The 19,549-nt window shown below is 72.7% G+C and carries 15 protein-coding genes, 1 tRNA gene and 2 pseudogenes; 6 read left to right on the top strand and 12 right to left on the bottom strand.

Translation table 11 applies throughout. The features are described 5' to 3' along the window. Positions 1 to 51: 51 nt before the first annotated feature. The gene (locus I4Q55_RS38050; RefSeq protein ID WP_206795191.1) at positions 52 to 1,233 is read right to left on the bottom strand and encodes an MFS transporter; all 1,182 of its coding nucleotides are present in this window, start codon (positions 1,231 to 1,233) and stop codon (positions 52 to 54) included. A gap of 76 nt (positions 1,234 to 1,309) precedes the next feature. Here I4Q55_RS38050 and I4Q55_RS38045 point away from each other — a divergent pair, with 76 nt between their 5' ends. The 6 genes and pseudogenes from I4Q55_RS38045 to I4Q55_RS51100 all read left to right on the top strand — a co-directional run. Then, entirely contained in the window at positions 1,310 to 2,383 is a 1,074-nt protein-coding gene (locus tag I4Q55_RS38045; protein ID WP_206795189.1) for a LacI family DNA-binding transcriptional regulator, read from the top strand. Between the two features lie 178 nt (positions 2,384 to 2,561). Further along, positions 2,562 to 2,936 carry a peptidase inhibitor family I36 protein gene (locus tag I4Q55_RS38040; protein ID WP_206795187.1) on the top strand — a complete coding sequence of 125 codons (375 nt, stop codon included), beginning with the start codon at positions 2,562 to 2,564 and terminating at the stop codon, positions 2,934 to 2,936. Positions 2,937 to 4,140: 1,204 nt separating this feature from the next. Further along, a tRNA-Arg gene (locus tag I4Q55_RS38035) sits at positions 4,141 to 4,217 on the top strand. 765 nt (positions 4,218 to 4,982) lie between these two features. Beyond that, positions 4,983 to 5,584, top strand: a pseudogene (locus I4Q55_RS38030) (dTDP-4-dehydrorhamnose 3,5-epimerase family protein). 85 nt (positions 5,585 to 5,669) lie between these two features. Continuing rightward, complete coding sequence (locus I4Q55_RS38025; RefSeq protein ID WP_206795185.1) at positions 5,670 to 6,740, top strand: nucleotide disphospho-sugar-binding domain-containing protein; 1,071 nt, start codon at positions 5,670 to 5,672, stop codon at positions 6,738 to 6,740. A gap of 135 nt (positions 6,741 to 6,875) precedes the next feature. Next, positions 6,876 to 7,130 (top strand): annotated as a pseudogene (locus I4Q55_RS51100) (YceI family protein); the annotation flags it as partial. Between the two features lie 85 nt (positions 7,131 to 7,215). On the opposite strand, the gene I4Q55_RS38020 reads toward I4Q55_RS51100, so the two are convergent. The 11 genes from I4Q55_RS38020 to I4Q55_RS37970 all read right to left on the bottom strand — a co-directional run bounded on the left by I4Q55_RS38020 (position 7,216) and on the right by I4Q55_RS37970 (position 19,332). Beyond that, positions 7,216 to 7,767 carry a carboxymuconolactone decarboxylase family protein gene (locus tag I4Q55_RS38020; RefSeq protein ID WP_206795183.1) on the bottom strand — a complete coding sequence of 184 codons (552 nt, stop codon included), beginning with the start codon at positions 7,765 to 7,767 and terminating at the stop codon, positions 7,216 to 7,218. After that, positions 7,755 to 8,225 carry a DUF6187 family protein gene (locus tag I4Q55_RS38015; protein ID WP_206795181.1) on the bottom strand — a complete coding sequence of 157 codons (471 nt, stop codon included), beginning with the start codon at positions 8,223 to 8,225 and terminating at the stop codon, positions 7,755 to 7,757. Before I4Q55_RS38015 ends, I4Q55_RS38020 begins: the two co-directional genes overlap by 13 nt. Beyond that, positions 8,218 to 9,546, bottom strand: coding sequence for an FAD/NAD(P)-binding protein (locus I4Q55_RS38010; protein ID WP_206795178.1), 1,329 nt, complete (start codon positions 9,544 to 9,546; stop codon positions 8,218 to 8,220). The genes I4Q55_RS38015 and I4Q55_RS38010 overlap by 8 nt, the downstream gene beginning before the upstream one ends. 39 nt (positions 9,547 to 9,585) lie before the next feature. Next, positions 9,586 to 10,065 carry a DUF6423 family protein gene (locus I4Q55_RS38005; protein WP_206795330.1) on the bottom strand — a complete coding sequence of 160 codons (480 nt, stop codon included), beginning with the start codon at positions 10,063 to 10,065 and terminating at the stop codon, positions 9,586 to 9,588. A gap of 351 nt (positions 10,066 to 10,416) precedes the next feature. After that, positions 10,417 to 10,722: a DUF6235 family protein gene (locus I4Q55_RS38000; protein ID WP_206795176.1), complete on the bottom strand. Its 306-nt coding sequence runs from the start codon at positions 10,720 to 10,722 to the stop codon at positions 10,417 to 10,419. A 180-nt stretch (positions 10,723 to 10,902) separates the two neighbouring features. Then, positions 10,903 to 11,055 carry a hypothetical protein gene (locus tag I4Q55_RS37995; protein WP_206795174.1) on the bottom strand — a complete coding sequence of 51 codons (153 nt, stop codon included), beginning with the start codon at positions 11,053 to 11,055 and terminating at the stop codon, positions 10,903 to 10,905. A 162-nt stretch (positions 11,056 to 11,217) separates the two neighbouring features. Further along, entirely contained in the window at positions 11,218 to 11,403 is a 186-nt protein-coding gene (locus I4Q55_RS37990) for a DUF6222 family protein (protein WP_206795350.1), read from the bottom strand. Next, entirely contained in the window at positions 11,400 to 12,458 is a 1,059-nt protein-coding gene (locus I4Q55_RS37985; RefSeq protein ID WP_206795172.1) for an NAD-dependent epimerase/dehydratase family protein, read from the bottom strand. The genes I4Q55_RS37990 and I4Q55_RS37985 overlap by 4 nt, the downstream gene beginning before the upstream one ends. Positions 12,459 to 12,472: 14 nt before the next feature. Next, positions 12,473 to 13,048 (bottom strand): flavin reductase family protein, encoded by a 576-nt coding sequence (locus I4Q55_RS37980; RefSeq protein ID WP_206795170.1) that lies wholly within the window; start codon positions 13,046 to 13,048, stop codon positions 12,473 to 12,475. A gap of 1 nt (position 13,049) precedes the next feature. Continuing rightward, positions 13,050 to 13,502 carry a thioesterase family protein gene (locus I4Q55_RS37975; RefSeq protein WP_206795168.1) on the bottom strand — a complete coding sequence of 151 codons (453 nt, stop codon included), beginning with the start codon at positions 13,500 to 13,502 and terminating at the stop codon, positions 13,050 to 13,052. Between the two features lies 1 nt (position 13,503). Next, positions 13,504 to 19,332, bottom strand: a complete 5,829-nt coding sequence (locus I4Q55_RS37970; protein WP_206795165.1) for a type I polyketide synthase — start codon at positions 19,330 to 19,332, stop codon at positions 13,504 to 13,506. Positions 19,333 to 19,549 lie beyond the last annotated feature (217 nt).

Genomic DNA, 19,549 nt, shown 5'->3' with positions numbered 1-19,549 from the left:
CCGGGCGTGGCGGAAACGCCGGTTGCGGCACGGATTTCGTACCCGGAACGGCTACCGGCCGACCATCGCGTCCGCTTCCTCCCGCCGTCGCGACCGCCGGGCGGCGAGCGCGGCGGGGAGGATCAGCGCCGCGACGAGCGCGACGAAGACGAACGCCACGTTGTAGTCCGTCGCCTGCGCGATGCCGCCGACGATCGGCGGACCGCCGAGGAAACCGGTGTAGGCGATGGCGGTGACGAAGCCGATCTCGCGCTCGCCGCCGGTGCCGTCACCGCGCTTCCCGGCGTCCCCGGCGAGGCTGAGGGCCATCGGGAAGGACGCGGCGAGACCCGCGCCGGCCAGCGCGAACCCGGCGTAACCGACGGCGGCGACGGGGATCGCGGCCGCGGCGACCAGCCCGGCGGCGGCGAGGGTGGCGCCCGCGGCGAGGCAGCGGGTCGGGCCGAACCGGCGTTGCGCCCACGGGCCCGCCAGCCGGGTCAGCGCCATGACGAGCTGGAACCCCGCGAACGCGAGGGCCGCGGCGCCCTGGCCGACCCCGCGCTCGACCGTCATCAGCAGCGCGGACCAGTCCGACGACGCGCCCTCGGCGATGGCCGAGCACAGCGCGACGGCGGCGAGCAGCCACAGCACCGGCCGCCGGATCGGCGCCCGCGCCGGCGTCACGACGGGCTCGTCGGTGTGCTCGGGGCGGATGCCCGGGACGGCCTTGATCACCAGCACCAGCACGAGGAGCGCGACGACGGCGGCCACGGTGAGGTGGCGCACCGGGGACCAGCCGTGGCCGGCGGCGAGGCCCGCGCCCAGCGAGCCGGCGAGCGCGCCGAAGCTGAACCCCGCGTGGAAGACGGACATGACGGGCCTGCCGAGCCGGCGTTCGACGGCGACGCCGGCGACGTTCATCCCGACGTCGAGCATCCCGACGCCCGCGCCGATCACCAGCAGCGCCCCGGCCAGCAGCGGGACGGTGGGCGCGAAGCCGATCAGCACCAGCGCGACGGCGGCCGTCGCGGTGCTCCCGGCGACGACCGCGCGGGCGCCGGCCCGCTCGATCAGGCGTCCGGACACCGAGGCGGCGGCGAGCATCCCGGCGCTGGCCCCGAGCAGGGCGAGGCCGAACACGCCGGGTGAGGCGTGCACCTGCGCGGTCAACGCGGGGGTGCGCGACGCCCACGACCCCAGCGCGAGCCCGTTGAGGGCGAACACGGTGAACACCGCGATCCGGTCCCGCATGATTTCCCCCTTTCGTGTCTTCCAGCGTGACTTAAGCGCTTCAGAAAGTCCACCGCGCTGCGGCTAGACTGCGCGGATGACCCGGCGCCGCCGTCCCACGCTCGACGACGTCGCCGGCGCCGTCGGCGTCTCGCGCGCCACCGTGTCGAACGCCTACAACCGGCCCGACCAGCTGTCCGCCCGGCTGCGCGACCAGGTCCTGCGGGTGGCGGCCGAGCTGGGCTACCCCGGTCCGGACCCGACCGCCCGGAGCCTCGCCACCAGCCGCACGGGCGCGATCGCGGTCCTGCTGGACACGTCGCTGTCGATGGCGTTTTCGGATCCCGCGCTGTACCTGACGCTGGACGCGCTGGCGCAGGTGATCGACCCCCGCGGGCACGCCCTGCTGCTCCTGCCCGGCGGCGTTTTCGGCGGCCCCGCGGCTGACCGGGTGCTCACGGCGCAGGCCGACCTCGCGATCGTCTATTCGCTGCCCGACGGGGCTCCTTCGCTGGAGGCGGTGCGCACGCGGGGGTTGCCGCTCGTGGTGATCGACCAGCCGCTGCTGCCCGGCACGGCGCGGGTCGGCTGCGCGGACCGGGCCGGGGCGGCGGCGGCCGCGCGGCACCTGCTGGACCTGGGCCACCGGCGGTTCGGGATCTTCGCCGCGTGCAGCCACCTGCGCCCCGGCGGAGGTGGTCTCACGGTGGCGGAGGCCGCGGCCGCGCCCTTCCACGACGTCCGCGAGCGGCTGGGCGGCTACCTGGACGAGCTGGGCTCCTGCCCGGTCGTCGTCGAGGAGGCGGCCGGGCTCAGCGCGGAGAGCGCGATGACCGGCGCGTTCGCGCTGCTGACGGCGTCACCGCGGCCGACGGCGGTGCTGTGCATGTCCGACCAGCTGGCGCTGGCGGTGCTCGCCGCGGCCCGTGAGCTGGGGATCAGCGTGCCGGGCGAGCTGTCGGTGGCCGGCTTCGACGACAGCCCGCCGGCGTCGTGGTCGTCGCCGCCGCTGACGACGGTCCGGCAGGACCTCGCGGCCAAGGGCCGGATCGCCGGGGAACTGGCACTGGGCCTGCTGGACGACGGTTCGGCGCCGGCGTCGGTGTCCGCGCCGGCCCCGGTCGAGGTGCCGGTTTCGCTGGTGGTGCGCGGCAGCACGGGACCCGTGTAGCACCAGCTCCATCGTTTCGCAAGACCTTCCTCGGCGGCTGTGGACAACCTTTCCATCGCCGGGCAGTTGTCCACAGAATCAAAATCACGGGCTGACAAACCCGTGTTTCACCGCCAATCTGGAATCACACGTTCACCGCGGCTCCGCGAGAGCCGCGATTCCGGAGGGGAAATCCGCCATGTCTTCACGTCGTCTTCGTTCGCGCCTGCCGCACATCGTGGTCCTGGCCATGATCGGGCTCCTGACCAGCGTCGGAGCCGCCCAGGCGAGCACGGATCCGGGCTGCCGCAAGGGCGAGTTCTGCGTGTGGCCGTCCGACGGCTACAGCGGCGAAATCCAGCGTTTCGAGCTGCGCACGGCCAATACCGGGGAATGCCTGCCACTACCGGACGGATTCGACGGGTCGTCGTTCGCCAATTTGATGACCCGCGACGTCACGGTGTACCAGGACGAGGAATGCTCGACCGAGGGCGATTTCGTCACCTACCCGGGTGGCGGCACGTACGTCCCGAACGCCCCGTTCCTGGTCCGCGGCATCCAGATCTGGGAGTAACCCGATGACCCGGGCCCCGCAAAGCCGCCAGCTCCAGGAGAGAGCCGGCTCGCGGCGGCGGCCGGGCCCGACCGGGGCCGCTCCCCCGAAGCGGCCCCACCCCGTGGGCGCGCCTCAGCGGCGGGGCGCGCCCACGGGCTCCCCGCAACCTGTCCCGGGGCCCCTGACCCCTCAGGAGCCCCTCCGGGGCCTACGGGAGCACTTCCCGGGGCCTCGCGCAGCGATCTGGGGCGCAACGAGCCCATCCGGGGCGCGCCGAGCCCCATCCGGGCTTCACGCGGCCTGATCCGAAACCTCACGCTCCCCATCCGAGGCCCCAGGCAGGCCCTTCCAGGGGCTCACGCACCCCATCCGGGCCTCACGCGGCCCGTCCGGGGCTCATACGGCCCATCCGGGGCTCATACGGCCCGTCCGGGGCTCACACGGGCCCATCCGGGGCGCACGGAGCCTGTTCCGGGCGGGCGGGAGGTCTGCTGGAGTTCTCGGGTGGCGCTTTCAGCCGACCGGGGGGCGAACTCCAGCAGGCCGCCCGCCGGGGACCGGGCAGCCGCCCGGCGCCCGCACCGTGGCACGACTCACCGTCCGCGCCCAGCGACCCGACGAGCCACCGCTCACCACAGCCGGACCCGCGGCAGCCACAAAACCGACCACCCCAGCGGCCGGGCACCCGTCCGGTACGCACCCGCCAACGACGCCCGAGACCGAACCACCATTCGCCAAGACCCCGACGGCCCCCCAACCGCTCGGCAACCCCCAGGTCGACCGCGCCCAGCGGCCGAACGCCAGGCGGCCGAGGTGGTCGCCCCCGACGTTCCTGCAGGCAGGAGCCTCCTGCACACGATTTCCCAGCAGAAAGGGGGCCGGCAACCGGGCTCGCCGCCCGCTGCTCCGGGCAAGCAGCGGTGCGCAGAAGCCCACGGCGCTGCCTGCCCGGCCGCGGGTCGAGCGGGCGAGCAGGGTTCTGGCTGGACACAGCAAGAGCCTTCTGATGGCCAGATTACAGGTTCCGGCCGCGCGGAAAAGCCCGCTCGGTCACGCTCAGCACTTCCCCGGACACAGGAGGGGGTCCGATCACCACTGCGCGCGCGAAGCTCCCCAATTACGTCGAACGAGACCTGAAACGATTCGCCGGTGTCGAACGATCGAGTGGGTGGCGACGACTAAGCTGCCAGTGCCGGGTCACCGGCAGCGGCCGTCGGCGCGGGCCCTCGTAGCTCAGCTGGATAGAGCAAGAGCCTTCTAATCTCTAGGTCGCAGGTTCGAGTCCTGCCGGGGGCGCCACCAGGGAAGACGCCGTGCGCAGCAGCGCACGGCGTGCCCCGGGCCAGTGATCGGGCCCACACTCGTCGCCTCGGCCGTACTCCCACTGTGGACGGTCCCGCGTCTCGTCCCCTCTCGCGTGCAGGACTCCGGAAGTCGCACCGCGTAAGCGCCCAGGTGGCCCAGTGGGTCCCGAACGAGTTCTTCCCGAAACAACCTTGTTACCTGACCGATCGACCGCGGCTTCGGTGCGCGCACGCACCCCACGATCGAGTGAAGCACCGAACGGAAAGGAGACCCACAGTGCACCAGGAAGCACCCGGCGGTCGTCACCGCCGACGACGGCAGAACACCATCACCCGGACAGCGCTCGACGAAGCCCGCCGCGCCGGGCTGGTCCAACGCCACTTGACCAAGCTCAGCCACCTCGCCGACCGTGCCCGCCCCACTCCGGAACCACCGCCCCGAACGCCCGAAGAGCCAACGGAGCACCCGCCCTCCACATCGGACGCGGCTTGACGCCGGCGAGCGGGCAGGGCGGGCAGGGCGGGCAGGGCGGGCAGGGCGGGCAGGGCGGGCAAGAGTACCGGACCACCGGAGCCCGGCGGTCTTGTCTCCACAAGGACAGCGGTCCGGTGACACCGCGCGCGAAGCGCCACCCGCCATCGTCCGGCGGCGAACAGCATGGCTGAAGACGCCGGCCCGGTTGTGCCGGTGCCACGCTTGCTGCGGTGAATCCAGGCGCAGTCCGAACATCGTGGGAGTCACTCTTGAGCGGGGACAGCGATGCAGATACGTGAGCTTTCCGTCGAAGGTGCCCTGGGAATCACGCCGAACCCGAGTTCAGACGATCGCGGCCTCTTCGTCTCGCCGTTCCAGGAGACGCCGTTCCGGCCGGCCACCGGTCGGCGGCTCTTCAGCGTGGCCCAGACCAGTCACAGCCGGTCGCGCCGGGGCGTGGTCCGGGGTGTGCACTTCACGGCGACGCCGCCCGGCTGTGCCAAAACCTCTACTGCCCCCGGGGATCGGCGATCGATGTCGTCGTGGACATCCGCGTCGATTCACCGACCTTCGGCAACTGGGACGCCGTGGTGGTCGATCAAGAGCACTTCCGTGCGGTCTGCTTCCCGGTCGGCGTCGGCCACGCGTTCATCGCGTTGCAGGACGACACCGTGATGTCCTACCTGTTTTCCGGGGAGTACGTGCCGGAGAACGAGCTCGCGCTCTCGGTGACGGACCCCGAGCTCGGACTTCCGCTGCCGCAGGACCTCACACCGATCCTGTCCGCGCGCGACCGAGTCGCGCCGACGCTCGCCGAAGCCCGGGAACGCGGATTGCTTCCGCACTACGACAAGTGCAAAGCCGCCGAAGTGGCCTTGGGGCACTGACCGGGCCTGCCGGTTACCGAGATCGGAGCCAATCATTCGGATCCTGTTCACCACCGAGCCGCTGCTCGGGCACTTCTTCCCGCTGGTGCCACTCGCCTGGGCCTGCCGGGCGGCGGGGCACGAGGTGCTGGTCGCCGTCCCGGAAAACTTCGTCGACACGGTTCTGCGGTCCGGGCTGCCCGCGGTGTCGAGCGGGCCGCCGATGGACTTCGTCGAGCTGGGCCCGGACCTGTCCACACACCCGATCGAACAGCGGCGGCACGTGCACGGCCGGGTGTTCGGGCGGATCGCTGCCGCCACGCTGCCGCGGATGATGTCCATTGTGGACGCATGGCGGCCCGATGTCGTGCTGAGCGAGCGCGCCGAGTTCGCCGGCCCGCTCGCCGCGGCCGCGCACGGAACACCGTTGGCCGACGTGCGGTGGGGCGTGGCCGAACTGCCGGAGTACCGTGCGGGCGCGGTCGAGGTGCTCGCCGGCTCGCCGGTCGCGGCGGGACTCACCCTTCCGGAGCCCGCTCTGTCGCTGAGCCCGTGGCCCCCCAGCCTGCGCCTGCCGCACGCGACGGGCCAGCTGAGCTTCCGGCACGTGTCCTACAACGGCACCGCGGACGTTCCCGACTGGGTGCTGGCGCCGCGCACGAAACCCAGGATCTGCCTGACGCTCGGCACACTGGTTCCGCTTTTCGGAATTCCCGACCTGCACGGGAAAATGCTGGCCGTCGTGCGGGAGCTCGGGCGGCTGGACGTCGACGTGGTGATCGCGGTCGACGAGCGGGCCATAGCCTCCTGGGGTCCCTTGCCGGAGAACGTCAGCCAGGCCGGCCGGATGCCGCTGCACCAGGTGCTCGGCGCCTGCGATGTGCTGATCCAGCACGGCGGCCAGGGCACCACGCTGACCGCCTTCTCCGCCGGTGTGCCACAACTGGCGCTGCCGCAGTTCGACGACCAGTTCGAGAACGCGGACGCGGTCGCCAAGGCCGGGGCGGGGATCAGGATGCTGCCCGACGAAGTCACCCCGAGAGCCGTGGCCGCGCATTGCGAAGAACTGCTCGGCACGCCCGCGTTCGCCACGGCTGCCGCGGCCGTCGCCCGCGAGATGGCGGCGCAGCTCTCACCTCTCGATGTCGTCGCCAATCTGGAGGCTCTGGGCCGATGAATACCCGCCGGAACAGAGCACGGGCGAAGGTGCCCTCCGGTGGAGGACGGTGTCAAGGCCGGCTGAGAGGCACCACTAGCGCACGGGGAGGACTTTCATAAGCGAGGCCACGGTGGATCCGGCGGCGGTTCCGGAGTGGATCGCCGGCACGTGGACCGTCGACCACTTCCACTCCGCGGTGGGGTTCTCCGTCCGGCACCTGATGAGCAAGGTGCGCGGCAGTTCACCGAATTCACCGCGCAGATCGTGACCGCCGACGACCCGGCCCGGTCGACCGTCCCCGCCGACATCGACCTGGCTTCGGTCGACACCGGCCTCAAGATGCGTGACGACCACCTGCGCTCGGCCGACTGGTTCCGGACCGGCCAGAACACGAAGATACGGGCGACAAGGTCGACATCACGCTGGACATCGAAGCCGTTCTCAACACCTGACGAGCGGGCGGGCCGGGCTCGTGAGCCCGGCCCGCGCCCGGTCAGGCCGGTGCGTCGAGCAACTCCGCCAGACCCGCGTAGCCCGCGTTCTTCAGCCTCTCGCCCGAGGTCGTCGTGTAGCCCTCGGCGGCGCGGATGCCGAGTCCCTCGACCATCCGGTTCATGAAGTTGAACAGGGCGCAGACCAGGACGGCGTCGTGGAGCGCGCGCTCGTCCCAGCCGGCCGCGAAGACCGCTTCGGCGTCCGCGTCGGTCATTTTCGACGGCGTCCTCGTCAGCTTGCCCACGTAGGCGAGCACCGGCTTGAGGCGGGCGTCCACCGGAGCGGACTCGAGGTCGGCGAGTGCCGCCGCCAGCGTGCCCTCCGGGATGCCGAACGCCTCGGCGGTGACGGTGTGGATGCCGTGGCAGTAGTCGCAGCTGTTCAGGCCGGACACGTAGGCCGCGATCAGCTCACGCTCGCCCGGCGTGAACGGGGACTCGCCGCGCAGCACCAGCTCGTGGAAGGCCAGCAGGTGCCGGGCCGGCTCGGGATAGGCCTGGAACACCTGGAGCAGGGTCGTCTCGGCCGGCAGGGACTTCAGGTAGGACATCGCGGGTCCTTTCCGTTCGATGGTGCGTCGGCGCGGGGATCGACGTCCGCGCGGCGCAGCACGCACGCGGTCAGGTACGCGATCGAAGCGTGCCCCGCGCCCGGCGCGACGGCGGCGACGCGCGCGGCGGTCTTGACCCACTCCTGGCGGAGCGAGCCCGGGGTGTCCGCCGCCGGCTCGTCGAGGGCGGAGCGCACCGAAAGCCAATGGGCCCGGCCGAGGGCGACCAGGCCCGGCAGGTCGAAACTGCTGCCCCCGTGGCGCACCTGGTCGACCAGCTGGGTGACCAGCGCCGGATCGTCGGCGATCCGCGCCAGGCCCAGCCCGCCGAGCAGGCGGTCGGGGTCGAGGCCGAGCAGGATGATGCCGACCTCGACGTCGGCGGGCGCGTCGACGTCGGGCAGGGCGAACCGGCTGTCGTCGGGCCGGGCGAACCGGCTGTCGGCGGGCTCAGACACCGACGGCCTCCCGGAGCGTCCGGACGGGGCTTTCCTCGCGGACGGCGGCCGCGATGGCCGCGGCCGCCCGGGTCGTCGCCACGCGGTGCCCGTCGATGTTCCGGGCCGCCGGGCCGAGGACCATCGCCGTGGCGGCGCCGACCGCCGAGACGCGGGGTGCGCGCTCGAAGACCAGGGTGCGCTCGTCCAGGGCCGGCCACCCGTCGCGCTCGCCGACCAGTTCGGCGGGCAGGAGGCCGTCGCCGATCGACGGTGCCGTGCCCAGCGCCAGGACGGCGTGGTCGGCGGCGATCCGGCGGCCGCTCGCGAGGCGCACCGTCACCGTCCCGCCGATGCCGGTCGCGATCCGGGCCACGGTTTCGCCGCGGTGGACGACCAGCCGGCCGTCCGCTTCGGCTTGCCGGAGCAACGGCTGGAACTCGAACATGATCGACGCCCGGCGGAACTGGTTCATCAGGGCGAGCCGGTCGGCCCAGCCGACGCTGTCGAACCGCTTGCGGCCCTCCGGGCGGAAGAACGTCGAGTTGACGTCGGCGCACTGGTACCGCTCGCCGGGGTCGCGCAGCACCCAGCGCACCTCCCGCCCGGCCGAAAGCGCGTTGGTGATCAGGTGCGCGGCCGTCAGCCCGGCCCCGACGACGATCTGCCGCCCGCCGTCCGGCACGGGCTCGTCCCAGTACGAGGTCCCGGGGGGTGTCGGGCCGCCGCCCCACCACGAATCCGGCGCGGGGCGCCGTTCCTCGCCGAGGCAGAGCACGACGTGGCGGGCGGTGACGGTGAAGGCGCCGGCGTGCACCGTGACCGCGTCGGCGGCGGGCAGCACCTCGCGGACCTCGCCCCGCCACGTCCTCTCGCCGACGTGGTGGCTCGCCGCCAGATGCGCGCAGTAGGCCTCGAAGACGTCCACCGGCACGACGGACCGGTGGCCGGCCTGCGACATCCGGATCTCCCGGCGCTCGACCGGGGTCAACCGCGCCCAGTGCAGCCGGGCGAAGTCGACCAGCTCGCAGTCGCGGTAGCCCTCGACTCCCGGGTGGTGCTCGTAGGGCGAGCGCAGGACGCGCTGGCCGAGCCGGTCGATCCGGTCGAAGAAGCGCCCGCACGGGCGGCCGTCACGGTCGATCACCACGACGTCGCGGACGCCGTGGTGCCACAGCGCCGACGTCACGGCGAGGCCGGCAGGCCCCGCCCCGACGACGACGACCTCCGCGGTCGCGGCCGGCCGGGTGCCGCGGTCCGCGGCCGGCGGGGCGGGCAACCGCGGCCAGTCACGGCCGCGGGGTGAGTCCAGCAGGTGCGGTTCCGGGACGAACTTGATCACGAATTCCCCTCACACCCGAGTCCGGGACCGGGCGCCGGTTCAGCCGATCACCGTGATCGGGACGATCAGCTCGACCACCGGCCGCTGCCGCATCCCGTTGGTGACCAGCTCCTCGAGCGTCTGCTGGGACTGCTCGGCGCTGTCGGTGGCGATCGGGCTGTACCGGGAGGAGAAGTACGTCGGCTTGCTGCCGCCGGTTTCCATCGAGTACGTCTTGAGCACGGCCTCGCCCGGCCGGACCTCACCGTCGTAGAAGGTCAGCCGCCGCTGGTCGGGCGTCATGAAGCTCTTCGCGAACTGGGGCGACATCAGCGCGGCGTCGTCGATGAACACCGAGTCCTCGTCCAGCACCGCCTGCATGGCGACCCACGTCCGGTCGGTCAGGTTGGTCTCGGCCTTGATGACCTGCCAGCGCCCCGGCTCCGGCAGGCTGACACTCACCGAAACGTCGTGATCGGTGGTGTCGATCGCGCCGGTGATCATGAGTACCCGGCGGCCGACATCGGCCACGCCGGTCAGCTGGATGTCCCGGGCGCGGACCCGGCTGGAAACATCGAGTCCTGGCAATTCGGGCGACGACATGACGAAGCCTCCTCGTTATTCACCCCAGAAAATAACGGCCGCAACGGCGAACACGACGAGGTTTTCATACCACAAGAGACATTGTCAAGATGAGGAATACCCCGTTCCGCGGCATGCATTGCACCCACCGGGTGGGTACGCCATCCGGGCGACGTCTTACCCCGTTCGGCGCAGTGCCGCTCATTCAGCCGTCGGCCGTCGCCCGACCATCCCGGTCACAAACCGTCACGGGGCCGAGCCGCGGCAGCCTGGCCGGAGTAAGCCTCAGCGTCATCTCGCGGCCAGTGCTCACTGCCCCGGCGAGCCCGGGCGGGCCGGAGCGTCGACATCGTCCTGCAGACGGCCGACATAACGGATCTCGAATGCGGATTCCGCCCGCTGCACCATTATTATCAGCGCCAGACCCGGTTTCACCATAATCATGAAATTACCGGGATCGTGCGGGTCGCCGAAAATGTCGTAGACCAGGAAAGCCGACCCGTCGCCCACAGCGAACAATGCCTCGTAGACGACATTCCGTTCGGCCTGTGTCGCCGACTCGGCCCAGTCCCCGAGCACCTGCACTCCCGCGGTGAGCTGGAGGCGCATCGCCATCCACCGGCCTCCCAACCGAACTTCGGCCGGGCGCCGGGCGCGCACGGCGAGTCCCGCCCCGCACTCCGGCCCCGGTGAGGTTCCAGTGTCCCGCCCTCGCGGTGACCGCGTCATCTCTGTGCGTGCGCCGGACCGGCAGGCGCGCGCCCGTGACGCGGCACCCGCCCGGCCGCCGGACGTTCAGTTGTAACCGAGAACGATGTGCTCACGCAGGTACTCCCGCTCGGCCGGCGCGGCCGGTTCCCGCGGCGAGTCCGCGCGCGGGCGGCCGCTCGGTTCGGCCGGCTTTCCGTCGGCCCGGCCCTTCCCGGCCGGCAACGCTGGAGCTGTCATGGCGTTTCCTCCGTTCTCACTCCCCGGCCCGGAAAGCTCACGAATCGGACGAGTCTCGCCGCATTCCGGGATACCGGCCGTCGAGTGGCCGAGGCGGTTCGACGGCAGCGGTTCAGCGCGAGGGCGAGTGCCTCACCGCGGCGTCCGCGCGGTGAGGTCCGCTCACGCGGCATCCCGCAGCCGGACCTCGTAGTCGTGCTCGATCTCGGCGACGATGTCGGACCAGACGATGCCCCGCCCCAACCGGGGCATCGGCCGGGCCTGCCAGCCGTCCGGCACGGCCGTCAAGGCCGTCGGGGCCGTGTCGGAGCCGGGCCGGATGGGCTCGATGGCGTCGCTGGCGGTCATGGCAGGACCCTCCTCGGTCGGGACGGTCCCGGCTCGGCCGGGACCGCTGTCGTCGTCATGGGCACAGTGGGCAGGGCGGCCGCGCCGGCCTGCCGGTCGGTGAGGCGTCCGGTCGCGTGCAACCAGGCGACCGTGTCGCGCACGGTGCGGGCCACCGGCCGCGCCGGGACGCCGGCCCCGGGTGCGTCCGCGGCGACGGGCGCGGCGGAGGCGCAGACGTAGAGCGCGCCGTACTCGGCCGGGATGTGCCACGGCCAGCAGCGCTGCAGCAGGTCGGCACCCCGGCCGACCGGGAACATCGCCCGCGCCGGGAGGAACGCCGCCGGCAGGCGCCGCCCGGTCGCGGCCCGGACCACGGCGAGGTACTCGCGGGTGGTCAGGAAGTGGCCCGGCCCGAAGTACCCGTCGCCGGGCACGCCGTCGAACAGCCGCGCGTGCAGTTCCGCCGAGTCGCGGACGTCGCCGATCGGCAGCCCGCCCGACGGCCAGATCGGCATCAGCCCGCGCAGCAGGTCCCGCAGCCGCGCGTTCTGGTCGCCCAGGTGCGGGTCGTGCGGTCCGAGCAGCGCCGGCGGGTGGGTGACGGTGACCGGGACGCCGTCGGCGCGGTGCGCGCGGGCGATCCGCTCGGCCTCGGCCTTCGAGGCGAGGTAGGCCTCCCGCGGGGTGCCGACCGGGCTCGCCGCCCCGATCGCCGGCCCGGCCGCCGGGTACAGCGCCCCGACGGTGGAGACGTGCACGATCCGCCCGGTGCCCGCCCGGCGTGCGGCGGCGAGCACGACTTCGGTGCCGCCCGCGTTCACCCGCCACAGCTCGGCCCGGCGCCTGCTGTCGAAGGTGTAGACGCCCGCCGCGTGCAGCAGCGCGTCCGCACCGTCGACCAGCCGGGCGACGGCAGCGGGGTCCGTGACGTCGCCGGTCACGACGTCCACAGTGGACGGCACGGTCCAGCCGGGGTCGCGGGCGAGCAGCCGCACCCGGTGCCCGCGCCGCAGCAGGGCCGCGACCGTGTGGGTCCCGAGGAAGCCGGTGCCGCCGGTGACCGCGATCAGCATGACGTTCGCCTCCCTCAGGCCGCGCGGGCCCGCCCGTCGATCCGGTGGTAGCCGCCGCCGTAGAACACGAGCGCGTGGTCGCCTTCGCCGCGGCTGGTGGCGACCACCCGGCCGAGGAAGATCGAGTGGTCACCACCCGACACCACCTGGGCGAGCTCGCATTCCAGCCACGCCAGCGCGCCGGTGAGCAGCGGTGCGCCGGTCAGGTCGCCCGCCGTGTAGCCGACCGCGTCGAACTGGGCGATCCCGTCGGGACGGCGCCAATCGGCGAAGTACTTCGACAGCTCCTGCTGCTCGGCCGCGAGGATGTTGACCCCGAACGAGCCCGCGGTGACGATCGCGGTGTGCATCCGGGCCGCCTTGGACACGCAGCACAGCACCATCGGCGGTTCCAGCGACACCGACGAGAACGCGTTGGCGGTCATGCCGTGCGCGTCCTCCCCGCCCGCCGTCAGCACCGTCACCCCGGTCGCGAACTGGGCCATCACCTGCCGCAGGCCCGGCTGGACGGAGAGGCCACTGCGGGCGCGTGTCGTCCGCAGCCGTTTGAGCACGGGAGCCCCCTCGGAAGGCTCTGCGTCGTAGCCCACGTCAGACTCCCTTGCCGTTGACCGCGGCCGTCGCGTAGGGCGCCAGCGCTTCGCGCAGCTGCTCGGGGACCCGGGACGGCACAGTGGCCGTGTTCGGCCCGCGCATGCAGGCGATCCGCTGCCGACCCCGCGCCACGAGCCGCTCCTCGCCGCCGGTGGTGAGGTGGACGTAGTCGAAGGCGAACTGCACCTGCGTCGAGGTGAGTTCCTCCAGCCGCATCCGGATGGACAGCTCGTCGAACGCGGTGATCTCGGCGAAGAACTCGCACTCCACCTTGAGGGTGAACAGCTTGAGGTCGTGGCGGACCTCTTCGAGCACCGCCGGCGCCTTTTCCTTCAGGAACATCTCGCGGCACCGGCCCTGCCAGCGCACGTAGTTCACGTAGTAGACGTTGCCCACCAGGTTGGTCTCTTCGAAGCCGACCGTGTGGCGGATCTCGTAGTAGTCGGACATCTCAGTTCCCCTCTGCCTGGAGCACGGCGAAGACGATCGGGGCGGTCCGGTCGTTGACGGTGGTCGACCAGGTGGCGATCCGGGCGTTGCCGGAGGCCAGCAGCGCCCACCCGTCGGCGTCGACCTGGCGCACGGTCAGCGCCTGGGTCATCGACCCGGTCTTGCGCACGCACTCCAGCGCGCTCCACACCCGGGTGTTGGCCACGCTGACCGGCTCGCCGGTGTCCGCGGCCAGCAGCCGGCCGAGGGCGATGAGCTCTTCGCCGAGCAGGCCGGTCCAGTCCTCCTCGCTGCGTTCGATCGCCGTCTCGATGTCGCACGCCACCGGGCTGGTGCCGGCGACCGCGAGGGTCAGCTGTGCGGTGTGCGACGCGGTGATGTGGACCCCGCCGTCGCACTCCGGCTTGCCGTCGGGGCGGTACCGGATCTCGACCGGCCGGTCGAGCGCCCGGCCCGCGGCGAGCGCCGTCTGCGCCCTCCGCTCGGCGGTGCCCTCGGCCGGGCGCCCGGCCGGGTCCGGCTCGAGCACCACCGACCGCGTCCCGCCGAGCAGCCGCTCACAGGAACGCTCCAGATAGGACCCCAGCATCGAGGGGACCCACGGCCCGGCGCCGTCGCGCTTGCGGACCGCGCGCAGCTTCAGGCCTTCCCAGCGCTCGACCAGCGTCCCGTCGGGGTTGCGCACGTTCAGGTCGTAGACGTAGCTGTCGCCGTCCTGGAAGCGTTCCTTCGCGTCCAGGAGGACGTATTCGTCGTGCTGACGCCCCGGTTCGGCCAGGTACAGCTTCTCGATGCCCTGCGGCAGCAGCGTCGCGTCGGGGACGCAGCACTGGATCGCGTGCATCATCGCGTCCCGCGTGCCGGGGTCGGCCAGCAGCCGCTCCTGGGGCAGGAAGGGCGCGAACCACGAGAAGTCCGCGCTGGTCGCGATCTCGGCGACCGCGTGCCGGGCGCTCGCCCGCCGGTACCCGAGGACGCGCTGGAACCGTTTGCCCTGGAACAGGACCGAGCCGTACAGCTCGCTGATCGGCTCCACCGGGACCGGCGGCAGCGCGACGTCGCGGGCGGCCTTCTCCCCCAGCTCGGCCGGCCGTGCGAAGCTCAGCCGCGCCCGGAAGTGGTCCGCGCTGAAGCCGGTCTCGTCACTGCGGATGACGACGTCCACGGTGTCGGCGTCGCGGGCCAGCGTGGCCAGCCGGACCGTGGTCGACCCGCCGGGCGAGACGATGATCGGCCGGAGGAACTCGACGTCGGAGAGCACCGGGGTGCCGGTGCGGTCCAGCGTCGCCGCCGCGGCCTGCGTCATCGCCTCCATGCCGAGCACCGCCGGGAACAGCAGCTGCCCGTCGAGCAGGTGGTCGGTCAGGTACGGGTCGGCCCCGTCGGACAGGTCCGCCTCGGTGATCAGCTCGACGCCCGGGTAGTGCACGATCGCGCGGTCGACGAACCGGGTCAGCGGCAGCTCCCGCTTCCGGATCGGCAGCGTGGGCAGGCCCGCCGTGCGGCCGCAGACCACCAGCACCGGCGGCGCGGCCGGGTCGGCCAGCACCCGGCGGAGGACGGCGATGCCCTCCTCGGTCGGGATCGGCGTGATGCCGTCGCGCATCAGGGCGCTGACCACGCCGAGCTTCTCGCCCATGCCGGTGCCCGACCAGACCGACCACTCCAGCGCGATCGCCCGGGCCTTCGGGTGTTCCTGGCCGAAGCGCAGGGTCAGCTCGGTCATCCAGTCGTTCGCCGTGGCGTAGTGCGCTTCCCCGCGCAGGCCGGCCCGGCCGATGATGCTGCCGAAGGTGACCAGGAGCTTGATCCGGTCCTGGTCGACCGCGGCGAGCACCGCGTTCAGGCCGCCGATCTTCGGGGCGAGGGTCTTGCGGAAGCTGTCCTCGGTCAAGCTGAAGAGGGCAGCCGGCTCGTTGCGGCCCGCGCCGTGCAGGATCGCGGTGACCGGACCGAGTTCGGCCTCCATCCGGGCGACCGCCGCGGCCACCTGCGGGGCGCTGGTGACGTCGGCGCGCTCATAGCGGTAGCGGATGCCCACCGCCTGCATGCGGTCGAGGTTCTCCGCCAGTTCGCTGTCGGACTCCGGGTCGCTGCGCCCGAGCAGGGCCAGCCGCGCCCCGGAATCCTTGGCGAGCGCCAGCGCGCTCTCCGCCGTGATGCCCTTGCCACCACCGGTGACGAGCAGGACGTCGGTCGCGTCCAGCGAGTCGCGGATCGGGCCGGGCTTCGGGGCGGGCAGCGCGGACAGCCGCGGCACCGTGCGCCCGCCGTCGGCGCCGTAGCGCGCTTCGGTGAAGTCCGTGGTCGCGGCGACCTCGGCCACCACCGTGGTCACGGCCGCCTTGATCGCGTCCACAGTGGACGGCTCCGGGTCGGCGAGGTCGATGATCGTCGTCTTCGCCGACGGGTCCTCCAGGCGCAGGGTCCTGGCCAGGCCGGCCGCCCCGTAGCCGTGGTGGACGACCACGAACCGCGTGCCGTTGGGGGCGGCCATGACCGCGCGGCCGGCTTCGAGGAACAGGCCGACGTGGCTGGCGTCGCAGTCCGCCGGCAGGCAGAGCAGCACGCCGTCCCCGGCGCCGGACCGCGCGAGCGCGGCCTTCAGCGGTTCGGCCAGCGGGTGCCGCGGCGTCGCGAAGACCTGCCACTCGGCGTTCCCCGCCCCCACGGTGAGGTCCGCGGCGGGCCGCGGCGCGGGCACGTACTCGACCGCGAACGGCCGGACCCACGGACCCACGCCGGGGGCCTCACCGGCGGCGGTGTCGGCCGGCTTGGCCGTCTGCGCGAGCTCGTCGATCATCTCGGCGAGGTCGCCGAGGCACACCGTCGCGAAGTTCGGCATGCCCTCCAGCGCGGGGCGGCCCAGCGCCCGGGTGACGTCGTTGACCAGCTGTCCGACCGTGATCGACGACAGGTGCAGGTCGTCGAGCGGGTGCGTGTCCGCGGTGACCGCCTCCAGGGGCAGCTCGACGCGCTCGGCGGCGAACCGGCACAGCAGGTCCAGCGTCGAACCGGCGTCCCCGCCGGACTCCTCGGCCTCGGCCGCGGCGGCCTCCGCCTTCTCCGCGGCCAGCTCGGCGGCCAGCTCGCTGTCGATCGACGCCCCCGCCTCGCACGGGCTGGCCAGGAAGGTGAACTGGCCGTCGGCGGGCAGGGCGCGGACGATCCGGCCTTCGAACAGCGCGTCCACCGAGAGGTGCGCGCCGAGCGCGAACGCCGCGCCCACGACCCGCAGCAGGGCCTGCAGCGACGCGTTGTCCGTGTCGATCGCGAGCACCGGGGTCTCCGGCGCGATCTCTTCGAACAGCCCGGTCAGCACCCGGCCGGGCCCGACCTCGACCACCAGGTCGCTGCGCTCGGCCACCTTGGCGGCGGCCTCACGGAAGCGGACCGGCAGCACGATCTGGTCGCGCAGCAGCCCGGGCAGGTCCTCCGCGGCGTGCAGCATGTCCCCGCTGACCGTCGAGACGACCGGCCGCTCCAGCCGCGCGAAGCCGAACTCGGCGAGCCGCTCGGTCATGGCGTTCGCGGCCGGCTCGACGGCGGGCGAGTGGAAGGCGTGCGAGACCTTGACGCGGGTCGCGGTGACCCCCTGGGCCTTCGCCCGGGCGACGATCCGGTCGATCGCCCCGGCCGGCCCGGAGATCACCGTCTGCTCGGGCGCGTTGTACCCGGCGATGACGACGTCGTCGCCCAGGCCCAGCTCCTCGACCCGGCCGGGCGAAGCGGCGATGCTCGCCATCGCGCCGGTGCCGTCGCCCACGGTCGTGGCCATCACCTTGCCGCGGATCGTGGCGAGCTTCAGCAGCGCCCGCTCGTCGAGCGCGCCGCCCCAGTGCAGTGCGGTCAGCTCGCCGAGGCTGTGGCCCGTGGCCGTCGCCGCCTCGATGCCGAACGAGCGCAGCACCCGCAGCGCGGCCAGCGAACCGGTGACGATCCGGGGCTGCGCCACCTCGGTGGCGACGTGGTCGCCGGTGGTGGGCAGCGCGGCGGCCCGGTGGATCTCGTCCGCCACGGCGAACCGGCGGCGCAGCGCCCCGTCGCCACCGCGGCCGGAACCCTGGCCGGGGAACAGGTAGCCGATCTTCGGCGCGGAGCCGCGGCTGCTCGCGAAGATGCCGTCGGCGCTGTCGAAGACCGAGTCACCCGAGTCGAGCTGTTCGAGCAGCTTGGTCAGCTTCCGCTCGGCGTGCTCGGGGTTGGCCGCGACGACCGCGGCGCGCACCGGCTTGCCCGACAGGTCCTTCGCCAGCGTGCCGGCGAGGTCGGTCAGCTCCGCGAACGACAGCTTCGGCACGGTTTCCAGCACCGCGGCGATGTTCCCGCGCAGGGTCGCCAGGTCGTCGGCATCGAACAGCAGCAGCTCGGCGTCCTGGCGGCCGGCGACCAGCGAACGGGCCCGCTCGTCGACCTCCCGGCGCCGGGTCGCGGTCGGCGCCTCGGTCACCGTGACGTGGGAGTTGATCCCGCCGAAGCCCATCGCGGAGACACCGGCGCGGACCGGCTGGTCCTCCGGCCACAGCGTCGCCTCGCGCGGGACGTACATCCGCGCCGAGGAGCCGGTGAGCGACTCGTGGGGGGCGTAGTGGCCGGTCGCGGGCGGGATGACCTGGTGGTACACCGCCAGCGACGCCTTGATCAGGCCGGCGACCCCGGCCGCCGCCTTCGTGTGGCCGATGTTGCCCTTGATCGTCGACAGCGCGGCCTGCTTGGCCAGCGGGTCGGCGTCACGGCGGGCCGTGGACAGCGCCTCGATCTCGGTTTCGTCGCCCAGCGCGGTGCCGGTGCCGTGGCCCTCGAAGTAGGAGACGGTCTCGACGCCGTAGCCGGCGCGGTCGTAGGCGCGCTTGAGGGCCAGCCGGTGCCCGGACGCCTTGGGCCGGGTGATGCCGCCCTTGCCGTCGGACGACACGCCCCAGCCGCCGATCGACGCGTAGATCCGCTTGCCCTGCTCCAGCGCGTCGCTCTCGCGCATCAGGACCAGCATGCCGGAGCCTTCACCGGGCCAGAAGCCGTTCGAATCGGCGTCGTAGACCTTCATCTCGCGTTTGGCCAGCGCGCCGGTCTTCGCGAAGCCGATCACCTCGAACGGGTCGATCGACAGGTCGACCCCACCGGCGATGGCGAGGTCGAGGTCGCCCTGGACGAGCGCGTTGGCCGCGGTCACCACCGACAGCAGCGAAGAGGAGCAGGCGCCGTCGACGGTGTACCCGCCGCCGGCGAAGTCGAAGTAGTTGCAGACCCGGCCGGCGATCGTGTTGGCCAGGCCGCCGGCGAGGGAGTCCTCGTTGATCTCGGGGAACGGCTCCTTGTACTGGACCTCGAGCTCCCGCAGGAAGTTCGCGGTGTCCTCGTCCTCCCAGCCGCGGGCGGTCAGCGCCGCCGCGACCGTGCGGCGCACGTACGGCCAGCGCAGCCGCATGATGTTGGCGCGGGAGAACTCCCCGGTGAGGCTGTTGCCGATGACGACGCCGGTGCTCAGCTTCGGGGTACCCTCGCCGTCACCGAACCCGGCGTCCGCGAGGGCCTCCGCGGCGACCTCGAGGGCGAGCCAGTGCGTCGTGTCGGTCGCCCGGAAGGTGCTGCCGGCGACCTTGTGCGCCACCCGGTCGAACTCGTAACCCCGCAGCACGGCCGCCTTCTGCGAGTAGAAGCGGTCCGGTGCCTTCGGGTCGGGCGAGTAGTAGTCCGCCCGGTTCATCCGCTCGTCCGGCAGCCTGCGGAACGCCTGCCGCCCGGCCAGCACGTTTTCCCAGAGCTCCTCCGGAGAACTCGCGTCGGGGTACCGGAGACCGATACCGACGATCGAAATCCGCTCTACGCTCATGCCACCGCACTCCCACTGGCTCTCGAGCCCCATACCATCGGAACCGTCCGGCCCCCGCTGCCCACCGGTGCGGGACCAGGGGTCCAGCCGCCGGCCTGTCTCCGTCTGGCGGCGCCGCCGCTGCCCGGTGCTCCGGGTCGCCGGGCCATCCGGTCCAGCATCTCCGGGCGATGCGGACCGGCTTCTCCTTTTGCTGCCCGTGCCCGGGTCGTCAGCA

Source organism: Amycolatopsis sp. MtRt-6, assembly GCF_017308975.1.
Lineage (GTDB): Bacteria > Actinomycetota > Actinomycetes > Mycobacteriales > Pseudonocardiaceae > Amycolatopsis.
The sequence above is the reverse complement of the archived record's forward strand: the minus strand, read 5'-3'. Positions and strand labels throughout refer to the sequence as shown.

Bases quoted from the DNA above. Each gene is read 5' to 3' on its own strand.
- I4Q55_RS38050 (WP_206795191.1), bottom strand. From the start codon at position 1,233: ATGCGGGACCGGATCGCGGTGTTCACCGTGTTCGCCCTCAACGGGCTC.
- I4Q55_RS38045 (WP_206795189.1), top strand. From the start codon at position 1,310: ATGACCCGGCGCCGCCGTCCCACGCTCGACGACGTCGCCGGCGCCGTC.
- I4Q55_RS38040 (WP_206795187.1), top strand. From the start codon at position 2,562: ATGTCTTCACGTCGTCTTCGTTCGCGCCTGCCGCACATCGTGGTCCTG.
- I4Q55_RS38020 (WP_206795183.1), bottom strand. From the start codon at position 7,767: ATGTCCTACCTGAAGTCCCTGCCGGCCGAGACGACCCTGCTCCAGGTG.
- I4Q55_RS38000 (WP_206795176.1), bottom strand. From the start codon at position 10,722: ATGGCGATGCGCCTCCAGCTCACCGCGGGAGTGCAGGTGCTCGGGGAC.
- I4Q55_RS37995 (WP_206795174.1), bottom strand. From the start codon at position 11,055: ATGACAGCTCCAGCGTTGCCGGCCGGGAAGGGCCGGGCCGACGGAAAG.
- I4Q55_RS37990 (WP_206795350.1), bottom strand. From the start codon at position 11,403: ATGACCGCCAGCGACGCCATCGAGCCCATCCGGCCCGGCTCCGACACG.
- I4Q55_RS37985 (WP_206795172.1), bottom strand. From the start codon at position 12,458: ATGCTGATCGCGGTCACCGGCGGCACCGGCTTCCTCGGGACCCACACG.
- I4Q55_RS37975 (WP_206795168.1), bottom strand. From the start codon at position 13,502: ATGTCCGACTACTACGAGATCCGCCACACGGTCGGCTTCGAAGAGACC.
- I4Q55_RS37970 (WP_206795165.1), bottom strand. From the start codon at position 19,332: ATGAGCGTAGAGCGGATTTCGATCGTCGGTATCGGTCTCCGGTACCCC.